Raw genomic sequence first — 16,187 nt, 5'->3', positions numbered from 1 at the left:
CGGGACCCGAGGGATCCGGGAGTGACGCGGACCGGGAGGACCCGGTGAGTCCGCCGCCGACCTCCGCGCCCCTCCTCGACGGAGCGCTGCGCACGCGGCCCTCGACGGGGACACCGCGCACCGCGTCGCCGTCCACCGGCGGCTCCGGGACCAACCTGGTCCACCAACTGCTGCTTGCCCTTCTGTGCGCCGGATACGCCGTCGGTTCCGCGCTCGGCTGGGGCTCCGACCGACTCGCACTGATCATGGGCGACTTCGGGCTGACGGCGGCGGCGGGCACCGCCGCCGTCTCCTGCCTCCTCTACGCGCGCAGCCGCCGCGTCCGTTTTCGACCCGCCTGGCTGCTGTTCTCGATCTCGTCGGCGATGGCGGCCCTCGGCAACCTCGTCTGGGGCTGGTACGAGGTGGTCCTGGGGCGGCCCGTGCCCAGCCCCAGCTTCGCCGACCTGTTCTTCCTGTGCTTCGCGCCCCCCGCCATCGTGGGGCTGCTCGTGCTCGCCACCCGGCCCATGACGAAGGCGGGCTGGGTCTGCCTGGCCCTGGACGCCTGGCTGATCGCCGGCTCGCTGCTCACCCTCTCCTGGAGCCTCGCGCTCGCCCAGGCGGCGAAGTTCGACGGACCGAGCGTGGCGCACGCCGCGCTGTCGCTCGCGTACCCGCTGCTCGACATCGCCCTGGTGAGCATGGTGCTGGTGCTGCACTTCCGGCGCACGTCGGTGAACCGCACGGCGGTCAACACGGCCGTCGGCGCGCTCGCGCTGACCGTCATGTGCGACGCCCTGTTCACGTCGCCGCTGCTGCACAACAACTACCGCTCGGGCCAGCTCCTCGACGCGGGCTGGTTCGCGGGCTCGCTGCTCCTGGCGTACGCGCCCTGGGCCGCCTCCCGCCAGCAACGGTCGGCCGCGGATGAGGGGCACACGCGTGTGGTGCACGAACACGTACCCGGTCCGCGCCCCACAGGGCGCCGCCCCCAGGGGCCGTCGCGCACGGCGCCCGCCCGGACAGCCGCGCAGCGCCCCGACCAGACGCCTCCCCAGGGAGGCGATCACAGCCGGTTTCCGGCCACCCGGCCCATCACCGGCTCCCTGGCCGCCCTCACGCCCTACCTGGCCGCCGCCGTCTGCACCCTGGGCATCCTCTACAACGTCCTCAACGGCCGCAGTGTCGACCGCGTGGTGCTGCTGACCGGCGGCACGGTCGTGCTCGCCCTCGTGGTGCGCCAGGGGATCATGCTGCTCGACAACATCACCCTCACCCAGGAACTGGCGCAGAAGGAGAACCACTTCCGCTCCCTGGTGCAGGGCTCCAGCGACGTCATCATGATCGCCGCGCCCAGCGGCGTCCTGCGCTACGTCTCCCCGGCGGCGGCCGGGGTCTACGGCCGGCCTGCCGAGGACCTGGTGGGTTCGGAACTGGCCGACCTCATCCACCCCGAGGACCTGGGCTGCGTGGTGCACGAGGTGCGCCGCTTCCTCGCCGCCGTTCCCCTGGAGGAACCCACCACGCGCATCGAGTGCCGCTTCCGCTCCGGCGACGGCGGCTGGCTCAATGTCGAGTCGACCGTCAACCGCCATCACGGCGGCCTGATCTTCAACAGCCGGGACGTGACGGAGCGGGTGCGGCTCCAGGCGCAGCTCCAGCACAACGCCGAACACGACCCGCTCACCGACCTGCCCAACCGCGCGCTCTTCACCCGGCGCGTCCAGCAGGCCCTGTCCGGCCGCCGCAGTTCCGACCGGGGCCCCGCCCTGCGCAACACGGCCGTCCTCTTCATCGACCTGGACGGTTTCAAAGCCGTCAACGACACGATCGGCCACGCGGCCGGCGACGAACTGCTGGTCCAGGCCGCCCGCAGGCTCCAGGACGCGGTCCGCAAGGGGGACACCGCCTCCCGGCTGGGCGGCGACGAGTTCGCGGCCCTGATCGTCGGCGACGGCACCCGCGACCGTGCCGCCCGGGAACGCCACATAGTGGAACTCGCCGACCGCCTCAGGCTCACGCTGTCGCAGCCGTACCTCATCGACGGCAACGAGGTGCGGGTCGCCGCCTCCATCGGCGTCGCCTTCGCCGAAGCCGGTCTGGGCGCCGGTGAGCTGCTGCGCAACGCCGACCTCGCCATGTACCGCGCCAAGGCGGGCGGCAAGGGCCGGGTCGAGCTGTACAAGCCGCAGATGCAGCAGGACGTCGTACGCAAGGCGGAGCTGGCCACGCGGCTGCGCGCCGCGCTGCACGACGGCGAGTTCGCGCTGCTGCACCAGCCCGTGGTGCGTCTGGAGGACGGCCGGATCTCGTCGGTCGCCGCCCAGGCCCGCTGGCGCTCCTCGCAGGGCGTGCTCTTCACGCCCGCCGAGTTCCTGCGGGTCGCGGAGGACAGCGACAAGACGGCGGAGCTGGGGCGCTGGGTGCTGGAGGAGGCCGTCGAACAGGCCGCCGACCGGGCCGCGAGCGGGCTCACCCTGCCGGTGGTCGTGCGGGTGGGCGCCCGCCGGCTGCTGGACCGGTCGCTGCCGCTGGGCTCCGTGGAGGCGCTGCTCACCCGGCACGGGCTGCCGTCGGGGTCCCTCGTGGTGGAGCTGTCCGACACCGACCCGAGGGTGCCGCTGGACGAGCTGGAGCGCCGCCTGGGGGCGCTGCGGCGCCTCGGGGTGCGGATCGCCCTCGACGGCTTCGGCAGCGGCTACGCGGCCCTCACGGCGCTGCGCAGACTCCCCGTCGACATGCTCCGGCTGGACCGCTCGCTGGTCGAGGGGGTCGTCGAGTCCGCGCGGCTGCACAAGATCACCAGTGGGCTGCTGCGGATCGCCACCGACCTCGGGCTCCAGTCCGTCGCCGAGGGCGTGGATCTGCCCGAACAGGTGGTCGCCCTGCGCGCGATGGGCTGTACGCACGGCCAGGGGATGGCGTTCTCCGGGCCGCTCGACGAGTACCGGCTGCGCCGGGCCCTCGCGACCGGCCGCTATCCGGTGCCGCACGGGCCGGCCGAGCCCGCGTTCGCGGGCGGCGGCGCCGGGGTGTACACCAGTGGTGTCCACGCCGGTGGTGTCGCCGGCGGTGTCACGGCCGTCCTGGGGAGCGGAAGTGCCCTTCGCTCACATGCTGAGACTCCCGTCCCACCCACTTGACAGTCGGTGCGCGCCGGGGGGAGGGTCAATGCCATGCGCACCCGAATTCTCGTACTTGGAAAGCGCGTCGGCTGAAGTTGGTGACGCTCCGGACGGACCCGGAACTCCCAGCGACCCACACCCGGCGCGCTCCCCTCGCTTGCCTTTTGGCACGAGGGGTTTTTTGTTGCACAAAACCTGCCGCGGCCCCCGGGCCGCGGCTCTGAAAGACCCTGAGCAAGACCCTCAGTAAAACCCTCAGCATCGAGAAGAGAATGCCGATGACCGAGCAGGCCACCGGGGCCCATCCGCAGCCGCGGCCCCGATCCGGAGGACAGCACTCCGCGACCGTCGAGCACGTGACGGGTGCGCAGTCCCTCATCCGTTCTCTCGAGGAGGTCGGGGCCGAGACGGTATTCGGCATTCCCGGCGGCACGATCCTGCCCGCCTACGACCCGATGATGGACTCGACGAGGGTCCGCCACGTCCTGGTCCGGCACGAGCAAGGCGCGGGTCACGCGGCCACCGGATACGCGCAGGCCACCGGCCGGGTCGGCGTCTGCATGGCCACCTCGGGGCCGGGCGCCACCAACCTGGTGACCCCGATCGCCGACGCCCACATGGACTCGGTGCCGCTCGTGGCGATCACCGGCCAGGTGGCGTCGAAGGCGATCGGCACGGACGCCTTCCAGGAGGCGGACATCGTCGGCATCACCATGCCGATCACCAAGCACAGCTTCCTGGTCACCAAGGCCGAGGACATCCCCCGGGTGATCGCGCAGGCCTTCCACATCGCCTCCACCGGCCGCCCCGGCCCGGTCCTGGTCGACATCCCCAAGGACATCCTCCAGGCGAAGACGACGTTCTCCTGGCCGCCGGTCATGGACCTGCCCGGCTACCGCCCGGTGACCAAGCCGCACGCCAAGCAGATCCGCGAGGCCGCCAAGCTGATCACCGCCGCCAAGCGGCCGATCCTGTACGTCGGCGGCGGTGTCCTCAAGGCCGGCGCCACCGCCGAGCTGAAGGTCCTCGCCGAGCTGACCGGCGCGCCCGTCACCACCACGCTGATGGCACTGGGCGCGTTCCCCGACAGCCACCCGCAGCACCTGGGCATGCCGGGCATGCACGGCTCGGTGGCCGCCGTCACCGGTCTGCAGAAGGCCGACCTGATCGTCGCCCTCGGCGCCCGCTTCGACGACCGTGTCACGGGCAAGCTCGACAGCTTCGCGCCGCACGCCAAGATCGTCCACGCGGACATCGACCCGGCCGAGATCGGCAAGAACCGCGCCGCCGACGTGCCGATCGTGGGGGACGCCCGCGAGGTCATCGCCGACCTGATCCAGGCGGTGCAGAGGGAGCACAGCGAGGGCCAGCAGGGCGACTACACCGCCTGGTGGAAGGACCTCAGCCGCTGGCGCGAGACCTACCCGCTCGGCTACGACCAGCCCGCCGACGGCTCGCTCTCCCCGCAGCAGGTCATCGAGCGCGTCGGGCAGCTCGCCCCCGAGGGCACGATCTTCACCGCGGGCGTCGGCCAGCACCAGATGTGGGCCGCCCACTTCATCCAGTACGACAAGCCCGCCACCTGGCTGAACTCGGGCGGCGCGGGCACCATGGGCTACGCCGTTCCGGCCGCGATGGGCGCCAAGGCCGGCGCGCCCGCGCGGACCGTCTGGGCCATCGACGGCGACGGATGCTTCCAGATGACCAATCAGGAACTCACCACCTGCGCCCTGAACAACATCCCGATCAAGGTCGCCATCATCAACAACGGCGCCCTCGGCATGGTCCGCCAGTGGCAGACGCTGTTCTACAACCAGCGCTACTCCAACACCGTGCTGCACTCCGGCCCGAACGACGTCAACCCGGACGCCCGCGGTACCCGCGTCCCCGACTTCGTGAAGCTGTCGGAGGCCATGGGCTGCTACGCGATCCGCTGCGAGTCCCCGGACGACCTCGACAAGGTCATCGAGGAAGCCAACTCCATCAACGACCGCCCGGTCGTCGTCGACTTCATCGTCCACGAGGACGCGATGGTGTGGCCGATGGTCGCCGCCGGCACCTCCAACGACGAGATCCTGGCCGCCCGGGACGTCCGCCCCGACTTCGGCGACAACGAAGACGACTGAGCGAGAGAGACGTAAGAAGACATGTCCAAGCACACGCTCTCCGTCCTGGTGGAGAACAAGCCGGGCATCCTGGCCCGGATCGCAGCCCTGTTCTCCCGTCGGGGCTTCAACATCGACTCGCTCGCCGTCGGCGTCACCGAGCACGCCGACATCTCCCGGATCACGATCGTGGTGAGCGTCGACGCCCTGCCGCTGGAGCAGGTCACCAAGCAGCTCAACAAGCTCGTCGAGGTGCTGAAGATCGTCGAGCTGGAGCCGGGACAGGCCGTTCACCGCGAACTCGTTCTGGTGAAGGTGCGCGCCGACAACGAGACGCGCTCGCAGATCGTCGAGATCGTCCAGCTGTTCCGCGCCAAGACCGTCGACGTCTCCCCGGAGGCCGTGACCATCGAGGCCACCGGCAGCAACGACAAGCTGTCCGCCATGCTCAAGATGCTGGAACCGTACGGCATCAAGGAGCTGGTCCAGTCCGGCACGATCGCCATCGGCCGCGGTGCCCGTTCGATCACGGACCGGTCGCTGCGCTCCCTCGACCGGTCGGCGTAAGTACGTAACCGGTCTTCGTACGAACGGATCCGGGCGGCCGGTGATCACCGACCGCCCGTATACCGAGACCCCGAAACTTCCCTTCCGCTCGCCGTCATACGGTGGGAAGCAACACCTGCACTCAAGGAGAGAACCCAAAGTGGCCGAGCTGTTCTACGACGCCGACGCCGACCTGTCCATCATCCAGGGCCGCAAGGTCGCGGTCATCGGATACGGCAGCCAGGGCCACGCCCACGCCCTGTCGCTCCGTGACTCCGGTGTCGACGTCCGGGTCGGTCTGCACGAGGGCTCCAAGTCCAAGGCCAAGGCCGAGGAGCAGGGTCTGCGCGTGGTGACCCCCGCCGAGGCCGCCGCCGAGGCCGACGTCATCATGATCCTCATCCCGGACCCGATCCAGGCCCAGGTCTACGAGGAGTCCATCGCCCCGAACCTGAAGGACGGCGACGCGCTGTTCTTCGCCCACGGCTTCAACGTGCGCTTCGGCTTCATCAAGGCCCCGGCCGGCGTCGACGTCGCCCTGGTCGCCCCGAAGGGCCCGGGTCACCTGGTGCGCCGCCAGTACGAGGAGGGCCGCGGCGTCCCCGCGATCGCCGCCGTCGAGCAGGACGCGACCGGCAACGCCTTCGCGCTGGCCCTGTCCTACGCCAAGGGCATCGGCGGCACCCGCGCCGGCGTCATCAAGACGACCTTCACCGAGGAGACCGAGACCGACCTGTTCGGTGAGCAGGCCGTCCTGTGCGGTGGCACCTCCGCGCTGGTCAAGGCGGGCTTCGAGACCCTGGTCGAGGCCGGCTACCAGCCGGAGATCGCCTACTTCGAGTGCCTGCACGAGCTGAAGCTGATCGTGGACCTCATGTACGAGGGCGGCCTGGAGAAGATGCGCTGGAGCGTCTCCGAGACCGCCGAGTGGGGCGACTACATCACCGGCCCGCGCATCATCACCGACGCCACCAAGGCCGAGATGAAGCAGGTCCTCGCCGAGATCCAGGACGGCACCTTCGCCCAGAACTGGATGGACGAGTACCACAGCGGTCTGAAGAAGTACAACGAGTACAAGGACGCGGACTCCGAGCACCTGCTGGAGACCACCGGCAAGCAGCTGCGCAAGCTGATGAGCTGGGTGAACGAAGAGGCGTAAGGCCTCGGGGCGGGGGGCCGGAGCGGATCGCTCCGGCCCCGTTGTCCATCCCGTCCACCACGGACGGGTGATCCTTCCGCGGAGGCGTGAGGCGACCGCCGTCGCGGCACTAGACTGCTGCACTACATACGCGTCAGGCCCACAGCGTCGTGCGTCTTCCACGCGGCTAGCCCCTCCTCCGCCTGCGGCCGTCGGGACGGCCGTCCGCACGCTTTGGACTTGTGAGGACTCACGTGAGCTCGAAACCTGTCGTACTCATCGCTGAAGAGCTGTCGCCCGCGACCGTGGACGCGCTTGGCCCGGACTTCGAGATCCGGCACGCCAACGGAGCGGACCGAGCCGAACTGCTCCCGGCCATCGCCGATGTCGACGCGATCCTGATCCGCTCGGCCACCAAGGTGGACGCCGAGGCGATCGCCGCCGCGAAGAAACTGAAGGTCGTCGCACGAGCCGGCGTCGGCCTGGACAACGTCGACGTTCCCGCCGCCACCAAGGCCGGCGTGATGGTCGTCAACGCCCCCACCTCCAACATCGTGACCGCCGCCGAACTGGCCTGCGGTCTGCTGCTCGCCACCGCCCGCCACATTCCGCAGGCCAACGCCGCGCTGAAGAACGGCGAGTGGAAGCGCAGCAAGTACACGGGTGTCGAGCTGGCCGAGAAGACCCTCGGTGTCGTCGGCCTGGGCCGCATCGGCGCGCTCGTCGCGCAGCGCATGTCCGGCTTCGGCATGAAGGTCGTCGCGTACGACCCCTACATCCAGCCCGCCCGCGCCGCGCAGATGGGCGTGAAGGTCCTGTCGCTGGACGAGCTGCTCGAGGTCGCCGACTTCATCACCGTCCACCTGCCCAAGACCCCCGAGACGGTCGGTCTGATCGGCGACGAGGCGCTGCGCAAGGTCAAGCCGAGCGTGCGCATCGTCAACGCAGCGCGTGGCGGGATCGTCGACGAGGAGGCGCTGTACTCGGCGCTGAAGGAGGGCCGCGTCGCCGGCGCCGGCCTCGACGTGTACGCGAAGGAGCCCTGCACGGACTCCCCGCTCTTCGAGTTCGACCAGGTCGTGGCCACCCCGCACCTCGGCGCCTCGACCGACGAGGCCCAGGAGAAGGCCGGCATCGCGGTCGCGCGTTCGGTGCGTCTCGCCCTCGCGGGCGAGCTGGTGCCGGACGCGGTGAACGTCCAGGGCGGTGTCATCGCCGAGGACGTCAAGCCCGGGCTGCCCCTCGCCGAGCGCCTCGGCCGGATCTTCACCGCGCTCGCCGGTGAGGTCGCGGTCCGTCTCGACGTCGAGGTGTACGGCGAGATCACCCAGCACGACGTGAAGGTGCTGGAGCTGTCGGCCCTCAAGGGTGTCTTCGAGGACGTCGTCGACGAGACCGTCTCCTACGTCAACGCCCCGCTGTTCGCGCAGGAGCGTGGCGTCGAGGTGCGGCTGACCACCAGCTCCGAGTCGGCCGACCACCGCAACGTCGTCACCGTGCGCGGCACGCTCTCGGACGGCGAGGAGGTGTCGGTCTCCGGCACGCTGGCCGGTCCGAAGCACCTCCAGAAGATCGTCGCGGTCGGCGAGTACGACGTCGACCTCGCGCTCGCCGACCACATGGTCGTGCTCAAGTACGAGGACCGTCCGGGTGTCGTCGGTACCGTGGGCCGCATCTTCGGCGAGGCGGGCATCAACATCGCCGGCATGCAGGTCGCCCGGGCGGCTGTGGGTGGCGAGGCGCTGGCCGTTCTGACCGTCGACGACACGGTGCCCGCCGGGGTGCTGGCGGAGGTCGCCGAGGAGATCGGCGCGACGTCGGCTCGTGCGGTGAACCTCGTCTGAGGTTGCCGCACGGTCTGGGGGCTGCCGCCCCCGGGCCCCCGCTTCGGCCCTGAAGGGGCCTCGTCCTCGAACGCCGGACGGGCCGGATTTGGGGCCGGACGGGCTCGATTGCCGAGTTTGGCTCGAAAAGAGGAGCCGGGCGGGCTGGTGTGATCCAGCTCGCCCGGCTCCCTTTTTTTGCCTGGGTTCACTTGCCGTCGTCGACCCGGATCCGCCGCAGCGTGACCGAGGCCGCCGCCGCCGCTCCGGCGAGGAGGAGCGCCCCGGCGATCGCCGCGCCGTGCATTCCGTTGGTGAACGCCTCGCGTGCCGTCGTCGTCAGGGCGTCTCCCGTGCGCCCCGGGAGACGGTCCGCCACCGCCAGGGCGCCGCCGAGCGTCTCGCGGGCCTCGGCCGGGGCCGTGGCCGGGATGCCGTGGCGGTAGAGCGCCGTGCCGATGGAGCCGAGGACGGCCATGCCGAGGGCGCCGCCGAACTCGGTGCCGGTCTCCAGCAGGGCGGAGGCGGAGCCCGCCCGTTCCACCGGGGCCGCGCTCAGCGCCAGGTCCGTCATCTGGGACAGGACCATGACGATCCCGCAGGCCAGGACCGCGCAGGCGGTCAGCACGAGCCACATCGAGTCCGTACCGGCGAGGGCCAGCAGCGCGTAGCCGCTCGCGCCGATCGCGAAGCCGGCGGTGACCACGTAGGCGCGGTTGACGCCCTTCTGGACCAGGGAGGTCGCGACCGGGGCCGCGAGGCCGATCGGCACCGAGGGGAGCAGGGCCCACAGGGCCGCTTCCAGCGCGCTCCTGCCGAGGACCGACTGGAGGTACTGGGTGGTGAAGAACGCCGAGCCCAGCATGCCGAAGGCGGAGACCAGGTTGAGGGCGAGTGCGGGGGCGAAACCGTGGCCGCGGAACAGGGCCGGGGAGATCATCGGTGAGGCAGTGGTGCGCTGGCGGTGGACGAAGAGGGCCGCGAAGAGCAGACCGACGGTGACCGAGACGACGTACTCCACGTGCCAGCCCTCGGACGGGATCTCCTTCAGGCCGTAGATCACGGGCAGTACGGCGGCCATCGACAGCGGGACGCTCGGCCAGTCGAAGCGGCCGGGGGCCGGGTCGCGGGACTCCGGCAGCAGGGCCGGGCCGAGAACCAGCAGCAGGACCATCGCGGGCAGGTTGACCAGGAAGACCGAGCCCCACCAGAAGTACTGCACCAGCAGCCCGCTCATCACCGAGCCGAGCGCGATGCCGCCCGTCATCACCGCGGACCACAGCCCGATCGCCTTCGCGCGCTGGCCCGGGTCGGTGAACATCGTGCGGATCAGGGCCATCGTCGCCGGCATCAGGGTCGCGCCGCCGATGCCGAGGACCGCGCGGGCCGCGATCAGGGTCTCGGCGCTGTTGGCGTACGCGGCGGTCAGTGAGGCGGCGCCGAAGGCGGCGGCGCCGATCATCAGCAGCCTGCGGTGGCCGATGCGGTCGCCGAGTGAGCCCATCGTCATCAGCAGGCCGGCCAGCACGAAGGCGTAGATGTCGAAGATCCACAGCTGCTGGGTGCCGGTCGGCCCCAGGTCCGCGCTGATCGCCGGGATGGCGAAGTAGAGGACGGAGACGTCCATGGAGACCAGCAGGAGCGGAAGCATCAGTACGCCCAGCGCGGTCCATTCACGGCGGCCGGCGCGGCCTGCCGGAGGTGCGGGGGTGCTCGCCGGGTTCGTCGTGCCGGTCGCTTCGGTCGCTTCGGTCGCCTCGGCCGTGTCGGTCGCGTCGGTCGGGTTCGTCGAGTGGGTCATGACGGTGACTGTACGAGCGTCTTAAACGCTTGTCTAGAACGTTTGTATAAGTCACGCGTATAGGACGGTTGTATGGATCGGGGGTAGGGTGGCGGGCATGGGACACCGTGAGGATCTGCTCGAGGGCGCCAAGCGCTGCCTGCTGGAGAAGGGGTTCCTGCGTACGACCGCGCGGGACATCGTCAAGGAGTCGGGGACCAACCTGGCGTCCATCGGCTACCACTACGGATCGAAGGACGCGCTGCTGGTGCAGGCGTACGTCTCGTTGATCGAGGGCGCCGGCGACGAGTTCGACCCGGGGTGGGGCGCGGGGGGCGAGGTGACGGCGGCCGCCGGGTCGCTCGAGCGCTTCCAGGAGGTGTGGGCGAGCATCATCGGGTCGGTGCCGCGCACGCGGGCGATCTGGCTGCTGAGCTTCGAACTCATCGTGCAGGGCGACCGGCTCCCCGAGGTGCGCAAGCTGCTGGCCGCGGCCCAGGAGGAGGGCCGGTCGGGGATCGTGCCCATGTTCAACGGCGTCCCGGAGGACGAGCTCGACAAGGAGACCGTCGACACGGAGGGCCGCTTCTACCAGACCCTCCTCAACGGGCTCATGGTCCAGTGGCTCTTCGATCCGGACTCGGCCACCGACGCGGCCCAGCTCACCGAGGGGCTGCGCCGGGTGATCGCGGGCACCGCGAAGGGCTGACCCCGGCGGGTCGCCCGGGCGGGCCCCGGGAGGGGCTCAGGGCAGCCGGGCCGCCTTGAGCGTCATGTGCAGGAGCAGCCGGTGCTCGCCGTCGTCCAGGTCCAGGCCGGTCAGCTGTTCCACCCGGGAGAGCCGGTAGTAGAGGGTCTGCCGGTGGATGCCCAACTCGGCCGCCGTGCGGCCCGCTTGGCCGGCGCAGTCGAGGTACACCTCGGCGGTGCGGGCGAGTTCGTGGTGGGCGGGCGTCAACAGGGTGCGGACGGCGGGGTCCTGGGCGGTCTCCTGGGGCAGGGCGGTCAGCAGGCGGTAGGGGCCGATGGACGCCCATCGGGCGACCGGGCCAAGGCCGGGCTCCGCGAGCGCCGCCCGTGCCGACGCCGACGCCTCCTGCCAGGCGGCGCCGAGTTCCGCGAGGCCCGCCCGGCCGGCGGCCACTCCCGCGGCGGACCCTCCCGCCCGCTCCAGCAGCCGGGCCGCCGCCGTCGTCGCCGGGGTGAGGGTGTCCGTCGAGCGCAGGCGGACCAGCAGGGCCAGGGACTGGGACGCGGTGCCCCACGGAACGGTGCACAGCGCCGTCGCCCCCGGCAGCGTGCGCAGCGAGGGCGCGTCGTCCGGGTCCGCGGACGGCCAGGGCGTCACGCACACCACCGTGTGCGGGCCGTCCGCGCGGGCGCCGAGGGCGGTGCGCAGCTCCGCCACCGCCATGTCCCGCTGCCAGTCGGGCTGAGCGGTGAGCACCGCCCGCAGCTCCCGGGTGAGGTCCGCGCCGTGCTGGGCCTCGTCGGCGAGCAGGGCGCCGATCCGGCCGGTCACCTCCATCGCGGCCGCCAGCTGCGCGTCCGAGGGCCCGGGGTCGTCGTCGAGCAGCCAGACATAGCCGAGGACGACCCCCCGGTGCCGCACCGGGAGGCAGACGCGCCCGCGGTACACCCCGGCCTCCGGGGTCGGCGGGATCCGGACCGGGCCGGTCGCGCGGGTGATGCCGAAGCCCTCGAACCAGGTGCGGACGGCGGCCGTGGAGCGCCGCGTCAGGATCGAGCGGGTGCGCACCGGGTCCAGCGCCGACGCGTCCAGCTCGCCCTCGCTGTCGTAGGCGCCGAAGGCGATCAGCTCGAAATCCCGGTTCTCCAGGGTCGCGGGGGCGCCGAGCAGCTCGGAGATCTCGTCGACGAGCTCCTGGTGGTCACCCGTGTGGTCGGCCGTCACCCAGGCATTCTCCCGCATGCCCGCCTCCCCTTCATACATCTGTCTGAGATCCATGACGCGGATGCGTGACAGGTGTCGATGGCCCACGATCGGAGGGATCCTTAGGTTTCACGGTGGTTCTCCGTGCCGTTCCCCGATCGTCGGGCGACGGCCTCGTATGGGTTGGTATGTGGAGGTGCCCCGTGCTGGGTCCCGTGATTCTCGCCGCTTCGCGCAGCGACCGGATGCGACGTCTGATCTCGGCGGCCCCGGTGACGAAGCAGGTCGTGGACCGCTTCATCCCCGGTGAGACGGTCGACGACATCGTCCCGATCGTCGAGGAGCTCACCGCCTCCGGGCTGGAGCTGACGATGGACGTCGTCGGCGAGGACATCACCACTCCCGAGCAGGCCGCCGCCGCCCGGGACGCCTACCTGGCGCTGATCGACCGGCTCGCGGAGCTGGAGCTCGGCGAGCGGGTCGAGATGTCCGTCAAGCTGTCGATGTTCGGCCAGGCGCTGGACGGGGGCCATGAGCTGGCCCTCGCCAACGTGCGCCCGGTGGTCGAGGCCGCCGCGGCCATCGGCACCACCGTCACCCTCGACGCCGAGGACCACACCACCCTCGACTCGATGTTCGCCATCCACGAGGAGCTGCGGAAGGACTTCCCGCAGACCGGCTGTGTCATCCAGGCCTACCTCTTCCGCACCGAGGCCGACGCCCGCCGCCTCGCGGCGAGCGGCAGCCGGGTACGGCTCGTGAAGGGCGCGTACAAGGAGCCCGCCGAGGTCGCCCACCAGCAGAAGCACGAGATCGACAAGGCGTACGTCCGGATCCTGCGCACGCTGATGGAGGGCGAGGGGTACCCCATGATCGGGTCCCACGACCCGCGCCTCATCTCCATCGCGCAGGAGCTCGCCCGCAAGGCCGGGCGCAAGCTGGACGAGTACGAGTTCCAGATGCTGTACGGCATCCGCGGCGACGAGCACCTGCGGCTGGCCGCCGAGGGGCACCGCATGCGCGTCTACACCGCCTACGGCACCGACTGGTACGGCTACTTCATGCGCCGGCTCGCGGAGAAGCCGGCCAACCTGCGGTTCTTCGTCCGTTCGATGATCAGCAAGGGCTGAGCCCGCACCCCCCGCCAGAAACACCCGCTCAGAAGGAGTAACGGAAGACATGGACGCGGTAACCCAGGTCCCCACCCCCGTCAACGAGCCGGTGCACGGCTACGCCCCCGGCTCGCCGGAGCGCGCCCGGCTGGAGGCCAAGCTCAAGGAGCTGGCCGACAACCCGATCGACCTGCCCTGCACCATCGGCGGCGAGCGGCGGATGGGCGGCGGTGAGCGCTTCGACGTCGTGCAGCCGCACAACCACAAGGCCCGGCTCGGCACCTACGCCAACGCCACGCGCCAGGACGCCCAGGACGCCGTCGACGCGGCCCTCGCCGCCGCGCCCGCCTGGCGCGCGATGTCCTTCGACGACCGCGCCGCGATCATCCTGCGCGCCGCCGAACTGCTCGCCGGCCCCTGGCGCGAGACGCTCGCCGCCTCCACCATGCTCGGCCAGTCGAAGACCGCCCAGCAGGCGGAGATCGACTGTCCCTGCGAGCTGGTCGACTTCTGGCGCTTCAACGTGGCCTACGCCCGCCAGATCCTGGCCGAGCAGCCCCCGGCGAACTCCCCGGGTGTCTGGAACCGTCTCGACCACCGCCCGCTCGAGGGCTTCGTCTACGCGATCACGCCGTTCAACTTCACGGCCATCGCGGGCAACCTGCCGACCGCGCCCGCGCTGATGGGCAACGTCGTCGTGTGGAAGCCGTCGCCGACGCAGACGCACGCCGCGGTGCTGCTCATGCAGCTGCTGGAGGAGGCCGGGCTGCCCAAGGGCGTGATCAACCTGGTCACGGGTGACGGCCTGGAGGTCTCCGAGGTCGCCCTCAACCACCGTGACCTGGCCGGCATCCACTTCACCGGCTCGACGAAGACCTTCCAGTACCTGTGGAAGACGGTCGGCGCCAACATCGAGAAGTACCGCTCCTACCCGCGCCTGGTCGGCGAGACCGGCGGCAAGGACTTCGTCGTCGCCCACCCGAGCGCGGACCGCGCGGTCCTGAAGACCGCCCTCACCCGCGGCGCCTTCGAGTACCAGGGCCAGAAGTGCAGCGCGACCTCCCGCGCGTACATCCCGGCGTCGATCTGGAACTCCGGTTTCAAGGAGGAGTTCGCGGCCGAGGTCGACTACCTCACGATGGGTGACGTCACCGACCTGTCGAACTTCGTCGGCGCCGTCATCGACGAGCGTTCGTTCGCCAAGAACAAGGCGGCGATCGACCGTGCGAAGGCGGACCCGACCTGCACGATCGTCGCGGGCGGTTCCTACGACGACTCGGTCGGCTACTTCGTCCGCCCGACCGTCGTCGAGTGCACCGACCCGGCGAACGAGGTCTTCACGACCGAGTACTTCGGCCCGTTCCTCGCCGTGCACGTGTACGACGACAGCTCGGCCGAGGCGTACGACGAGATGCTGACGCAGATGGAGTCGGTGTCGGACTACGCGCTGACGGGCTCGGTCATCTCCGGCGACCGCGCGGCCGCCGCGTACACGATGGAGAAGCTGCGCTACGCGGCCGGCAACTTCTACATCAACGACAAGTCGACCGGCGCCGTCGTCGGCCAGCAGCCCTTCGGCGGCGGCCGCGCCTCCGGCACCAACGACAAGGCCGGCGCGCCGCAGAACCTGATGCGCTGGACCCTGACCCGCGCCATCAAGGAGACGCTGGTCGCGCCGACCGACTACGCGTACCCGCACATGGGCTGACGCGTCGTCGTACCGCGGGGGGAAGCGGGACGGAGGAAGGGGCCGGGCGGCTGCCCGGCCCCTTCCCGTTCTCCGTCGGCGGATGGGTCAGCGGGTGCCGGCGCGGCCGAGGAAGTCGCCGATCAGCGCGGCGATCTGGCCCGCGTGTGTCTCCAGGGCGAAGTGCCCGGTGGGCAGCAGGTGGACCTCCGCGCGGGGCAGGTCGCGGCGGAACGCGAGCGCGCCGGCCGGGACGAAGATCTCGTCGCCGGCTCCCCAGACCGCCAGCAACGGGACCTGGCTGGTGCGGAAGTACTCCTGGAAGGCCGGGTAGAGGGCGAAGTTGGAGCCGTAGTCGGAGATCAGGTCGAGCTGGATCTCCGGCTGGCCGGGCCGGGCCATGAGGGCCGCGTCGTGCTCGTAGGCGTCGGGGCTCACGAGTTCCCGCTGGTCCGGCGGAACCCCGTGCAGGTACTGCCACCTGATCCCTTCCGGGCTGCTGATCTCGCGCACCGGCGCCTCGGTCCGCGGGGTCCGCTCCGCGATCAGCGCCCGTACCGGGGCCCAGGCCTGGGCCCCGAGCCCCTCCTCGTAGGCGTTGCCGTTCTGCGTGATGATCGCGGTCACCCGGTCGGGATGGGCGAGGGCGAGGCGCAGGCCGATGGGGGAGCCGTAGTCCTGGATGTAGAGCGCGAACTCCTTCAGGCCCAGTTGCTCGGTGAACTCCCCGGTGACGGCCGCCAGTTCGTCGAAGGTGTACCGGAAGTCGGCGGGCGCCGCCGACCGGCCGAAGCCCAGGTGGTCGGGGGCGATGACGCGATGGCGGTCGGCGAGCAGCGGGATGAGGTCGCGGAACATGTGGGAGCTGCTCGGGAAGCCGTGCAGGAGCAGCAGGACCGGTGCGTCGGCCGGGCCCGCCTCCCGGTAGTACACCTCGTGGCCGCGGACGGTGGTGGTGCGGTGACGGACCTGGCGGTCGGCGTGGAGGGTCATGG

11 protein-coding genes are annotated in these 16,187 nt (G+C 70.9%); 8 read left to right on the top strand and 3 right to left on the bottom strand.

The window, feature by feature from the left end:
• The first annotated feature begins 44 nt into the window (after nucleotides 1–44).
• The 5 genes from ASD48_RS12225 (at nucleotide 45) to serA (ending at nucleotide 8,740) form a co-directional block, all read left to right on the top strand.
• Nucleotides 45–3,125, top strand: coding sequence for an EAL domain-containing protein (locus tag ASD48_RS12225; protein ID WP_057601573.1), 3,081 nt, complete (start codon nucleotides 45–47; stop codon nucleotides 3,123–3,125).
• A gap of 260 nt (nucleotides 3,126–3,385) precedes the next feature.
• Nucleotides 3,386–5,233: an acetolactate synthase large subunit gene (locus ASD48_RS12220; protein ID WP_107104301.1), complete on the top strand. Its 1,848-nt coding sequence runs from the start codon at nucleotides 3,386–3,388 to the stop codon at nucleotides 5,231–5,233.
• 21 nt (nucleotides 5,234–5,254) lie between these two features.
• The gene (gene ilvN, locus ASD48_RS12215; RefSeq protein ID WP_057601571.1) at nucleotides 5,255–5,779 is read left to right on the top strand and encodes an acetolactate synthase small subunit; all 525 of its coding nucleotides are present in this window, start codon (nucleotides 5,255–5,257) and stop codon (nucleotides 5,777–5,779) included.
• 139 nt (nucleotides 5,780–5,918) lie between these two features.
• Nucleotides 5,919–6,917, top strand: coding sequence for a ketol-acid reductoisomerase (gene ilvC, locus ASD48_RS12210; protein WP_057601570.1), 999 nt, complete (start codon nucleotides 5,919–5,921; stop codon nucleotides 6,915–6,917).
• Nucleotides 6,918–7,150: 233 nt separating this feature from the next.
• Complete coding sequence (gene serA, locus ASD48_RS12205; RefSeq protein WP_057601569.1) at nucleotides 7,151–8,740, top strand: phosphoglycerate dehydrogenase; 1,590 nt, start codon at nucleotides 7,151–7,153, stop codon at nucleotides 8,738–8,740.
• Nucleotides 8,741–8,927: 187 nt separating this feature from the next.
• On the opposite strand, the gene ASD48_RS12200 is transcribed toward serA, so the two are convergent.
• Nucleotides 8,928–10,370 carry an MFS transporter gene (locus ASD48_RS12200; protein WP_242432578.1) on the bottom strand — a complete coding sequence of 481 codons (1,443 nt, stop codon included), beginning with the start codon at nucleotides 10,368–10,370 and terminating at the stop codon, nucleotides 8,928–8,930.
• A gap of 247 nt (nucleotides 10,371–10,617) precedes the next feature.
• Between ASD48_RS12200 and ASD48_RS12195 the strand changes: the two genes are divergently transcribed.
• Complete coding sequence (locus ASD48_RS12195; RefSeq protein WP_057601644.1) at nucleotides 10,618–11,208, top strand: TetR/AcrR family transcriptional regulator; 591 nt, start codon at nucleotides 10,618–10,620, stop codon at nucleotides 11,206–11,208.
• Nucleotides 11,209–11,244: 36 nt separating this feature from the next.
• On the opposite strand, the gene ASD48_RS12190 is transcribed toward ASD48_RS12195, so the two are convergent.
• On the bottom strand, nucleotides 11,245–12,432 hold the full coding sequence (locus ASD48_RS12190) for a helix-turn-helix domain-containing protein (protein WP_057601567.1): 1,188 nt from the start codon (nucleotides 12,430–12,432) through the stop codon (nucleotides 11,245–11,247).
• A gap of 164 nt (nucleotides 12,433–12,596) precedes the next feature.
• Between ASD48_RS12190 and ASD48_RS12185 the strand changes: the two genes are divergently transcribed.
• Nucleotides 12,597–13,523: a proline dehydrogenase family protein gene (locus tag ASD48_RS12185; RefSeq protein WP_057601566.1), complete on the top strand. Its 927-nt coding sequence runs from the start codon at nucleotides 12,597–12,599 to the stop codon at nucleotides 13,521–13,523.
• 49 nt (nucleotides 13,524–13,572) lie between these two features.
• Nucleotides 13,573–15,213 (top strand): L-glutamate gamma-semialdehyde dehydrogenase, encoded by a 1,641-nt coding sequence (pruA, locus tag ASD48_RS12180; protein WP_057601565.1) that lies wholly within the window; start codon nucleotides 13,573–13,575, stop codon nucleotides 15,211–15,213.
• A gap of 87 nt (nucleotides 15,214–15,300) precedes the next feature.
• Here the strand turns inward: pruA and ASD48_RS12175 are convergent, their stop codons facing one another.
• Nucleotides 15,301–16,185 (bottom strand): alpha/beta hydrolase, encoded by an 885-nt coding sequence (locus tag ASD48_RS12175; protein ID WP_057601564.1) that lies wholly within the window; start codon nucleotides 16,183–16,185, stop codon nucleotides 15,301–15,303.
• Nucleotides 16,186–16,187 lie beyond the last annotated feature (2 nt).

Origin of the sequence: Streptomyces sp. Root1310 (genome assembly GCF_001426425.1) — a bacterium.
Lineage (GTDB): Bacteria > Actinomycetota > Actinomycetes > Streptomycetales > Streptomycetaceae > Streptomyces.
The sequence above is the reverse complement of the archived record's forward strand: the minus strand, read 5'-3'. Positions and strand labels throughout refer to the sequence as shown.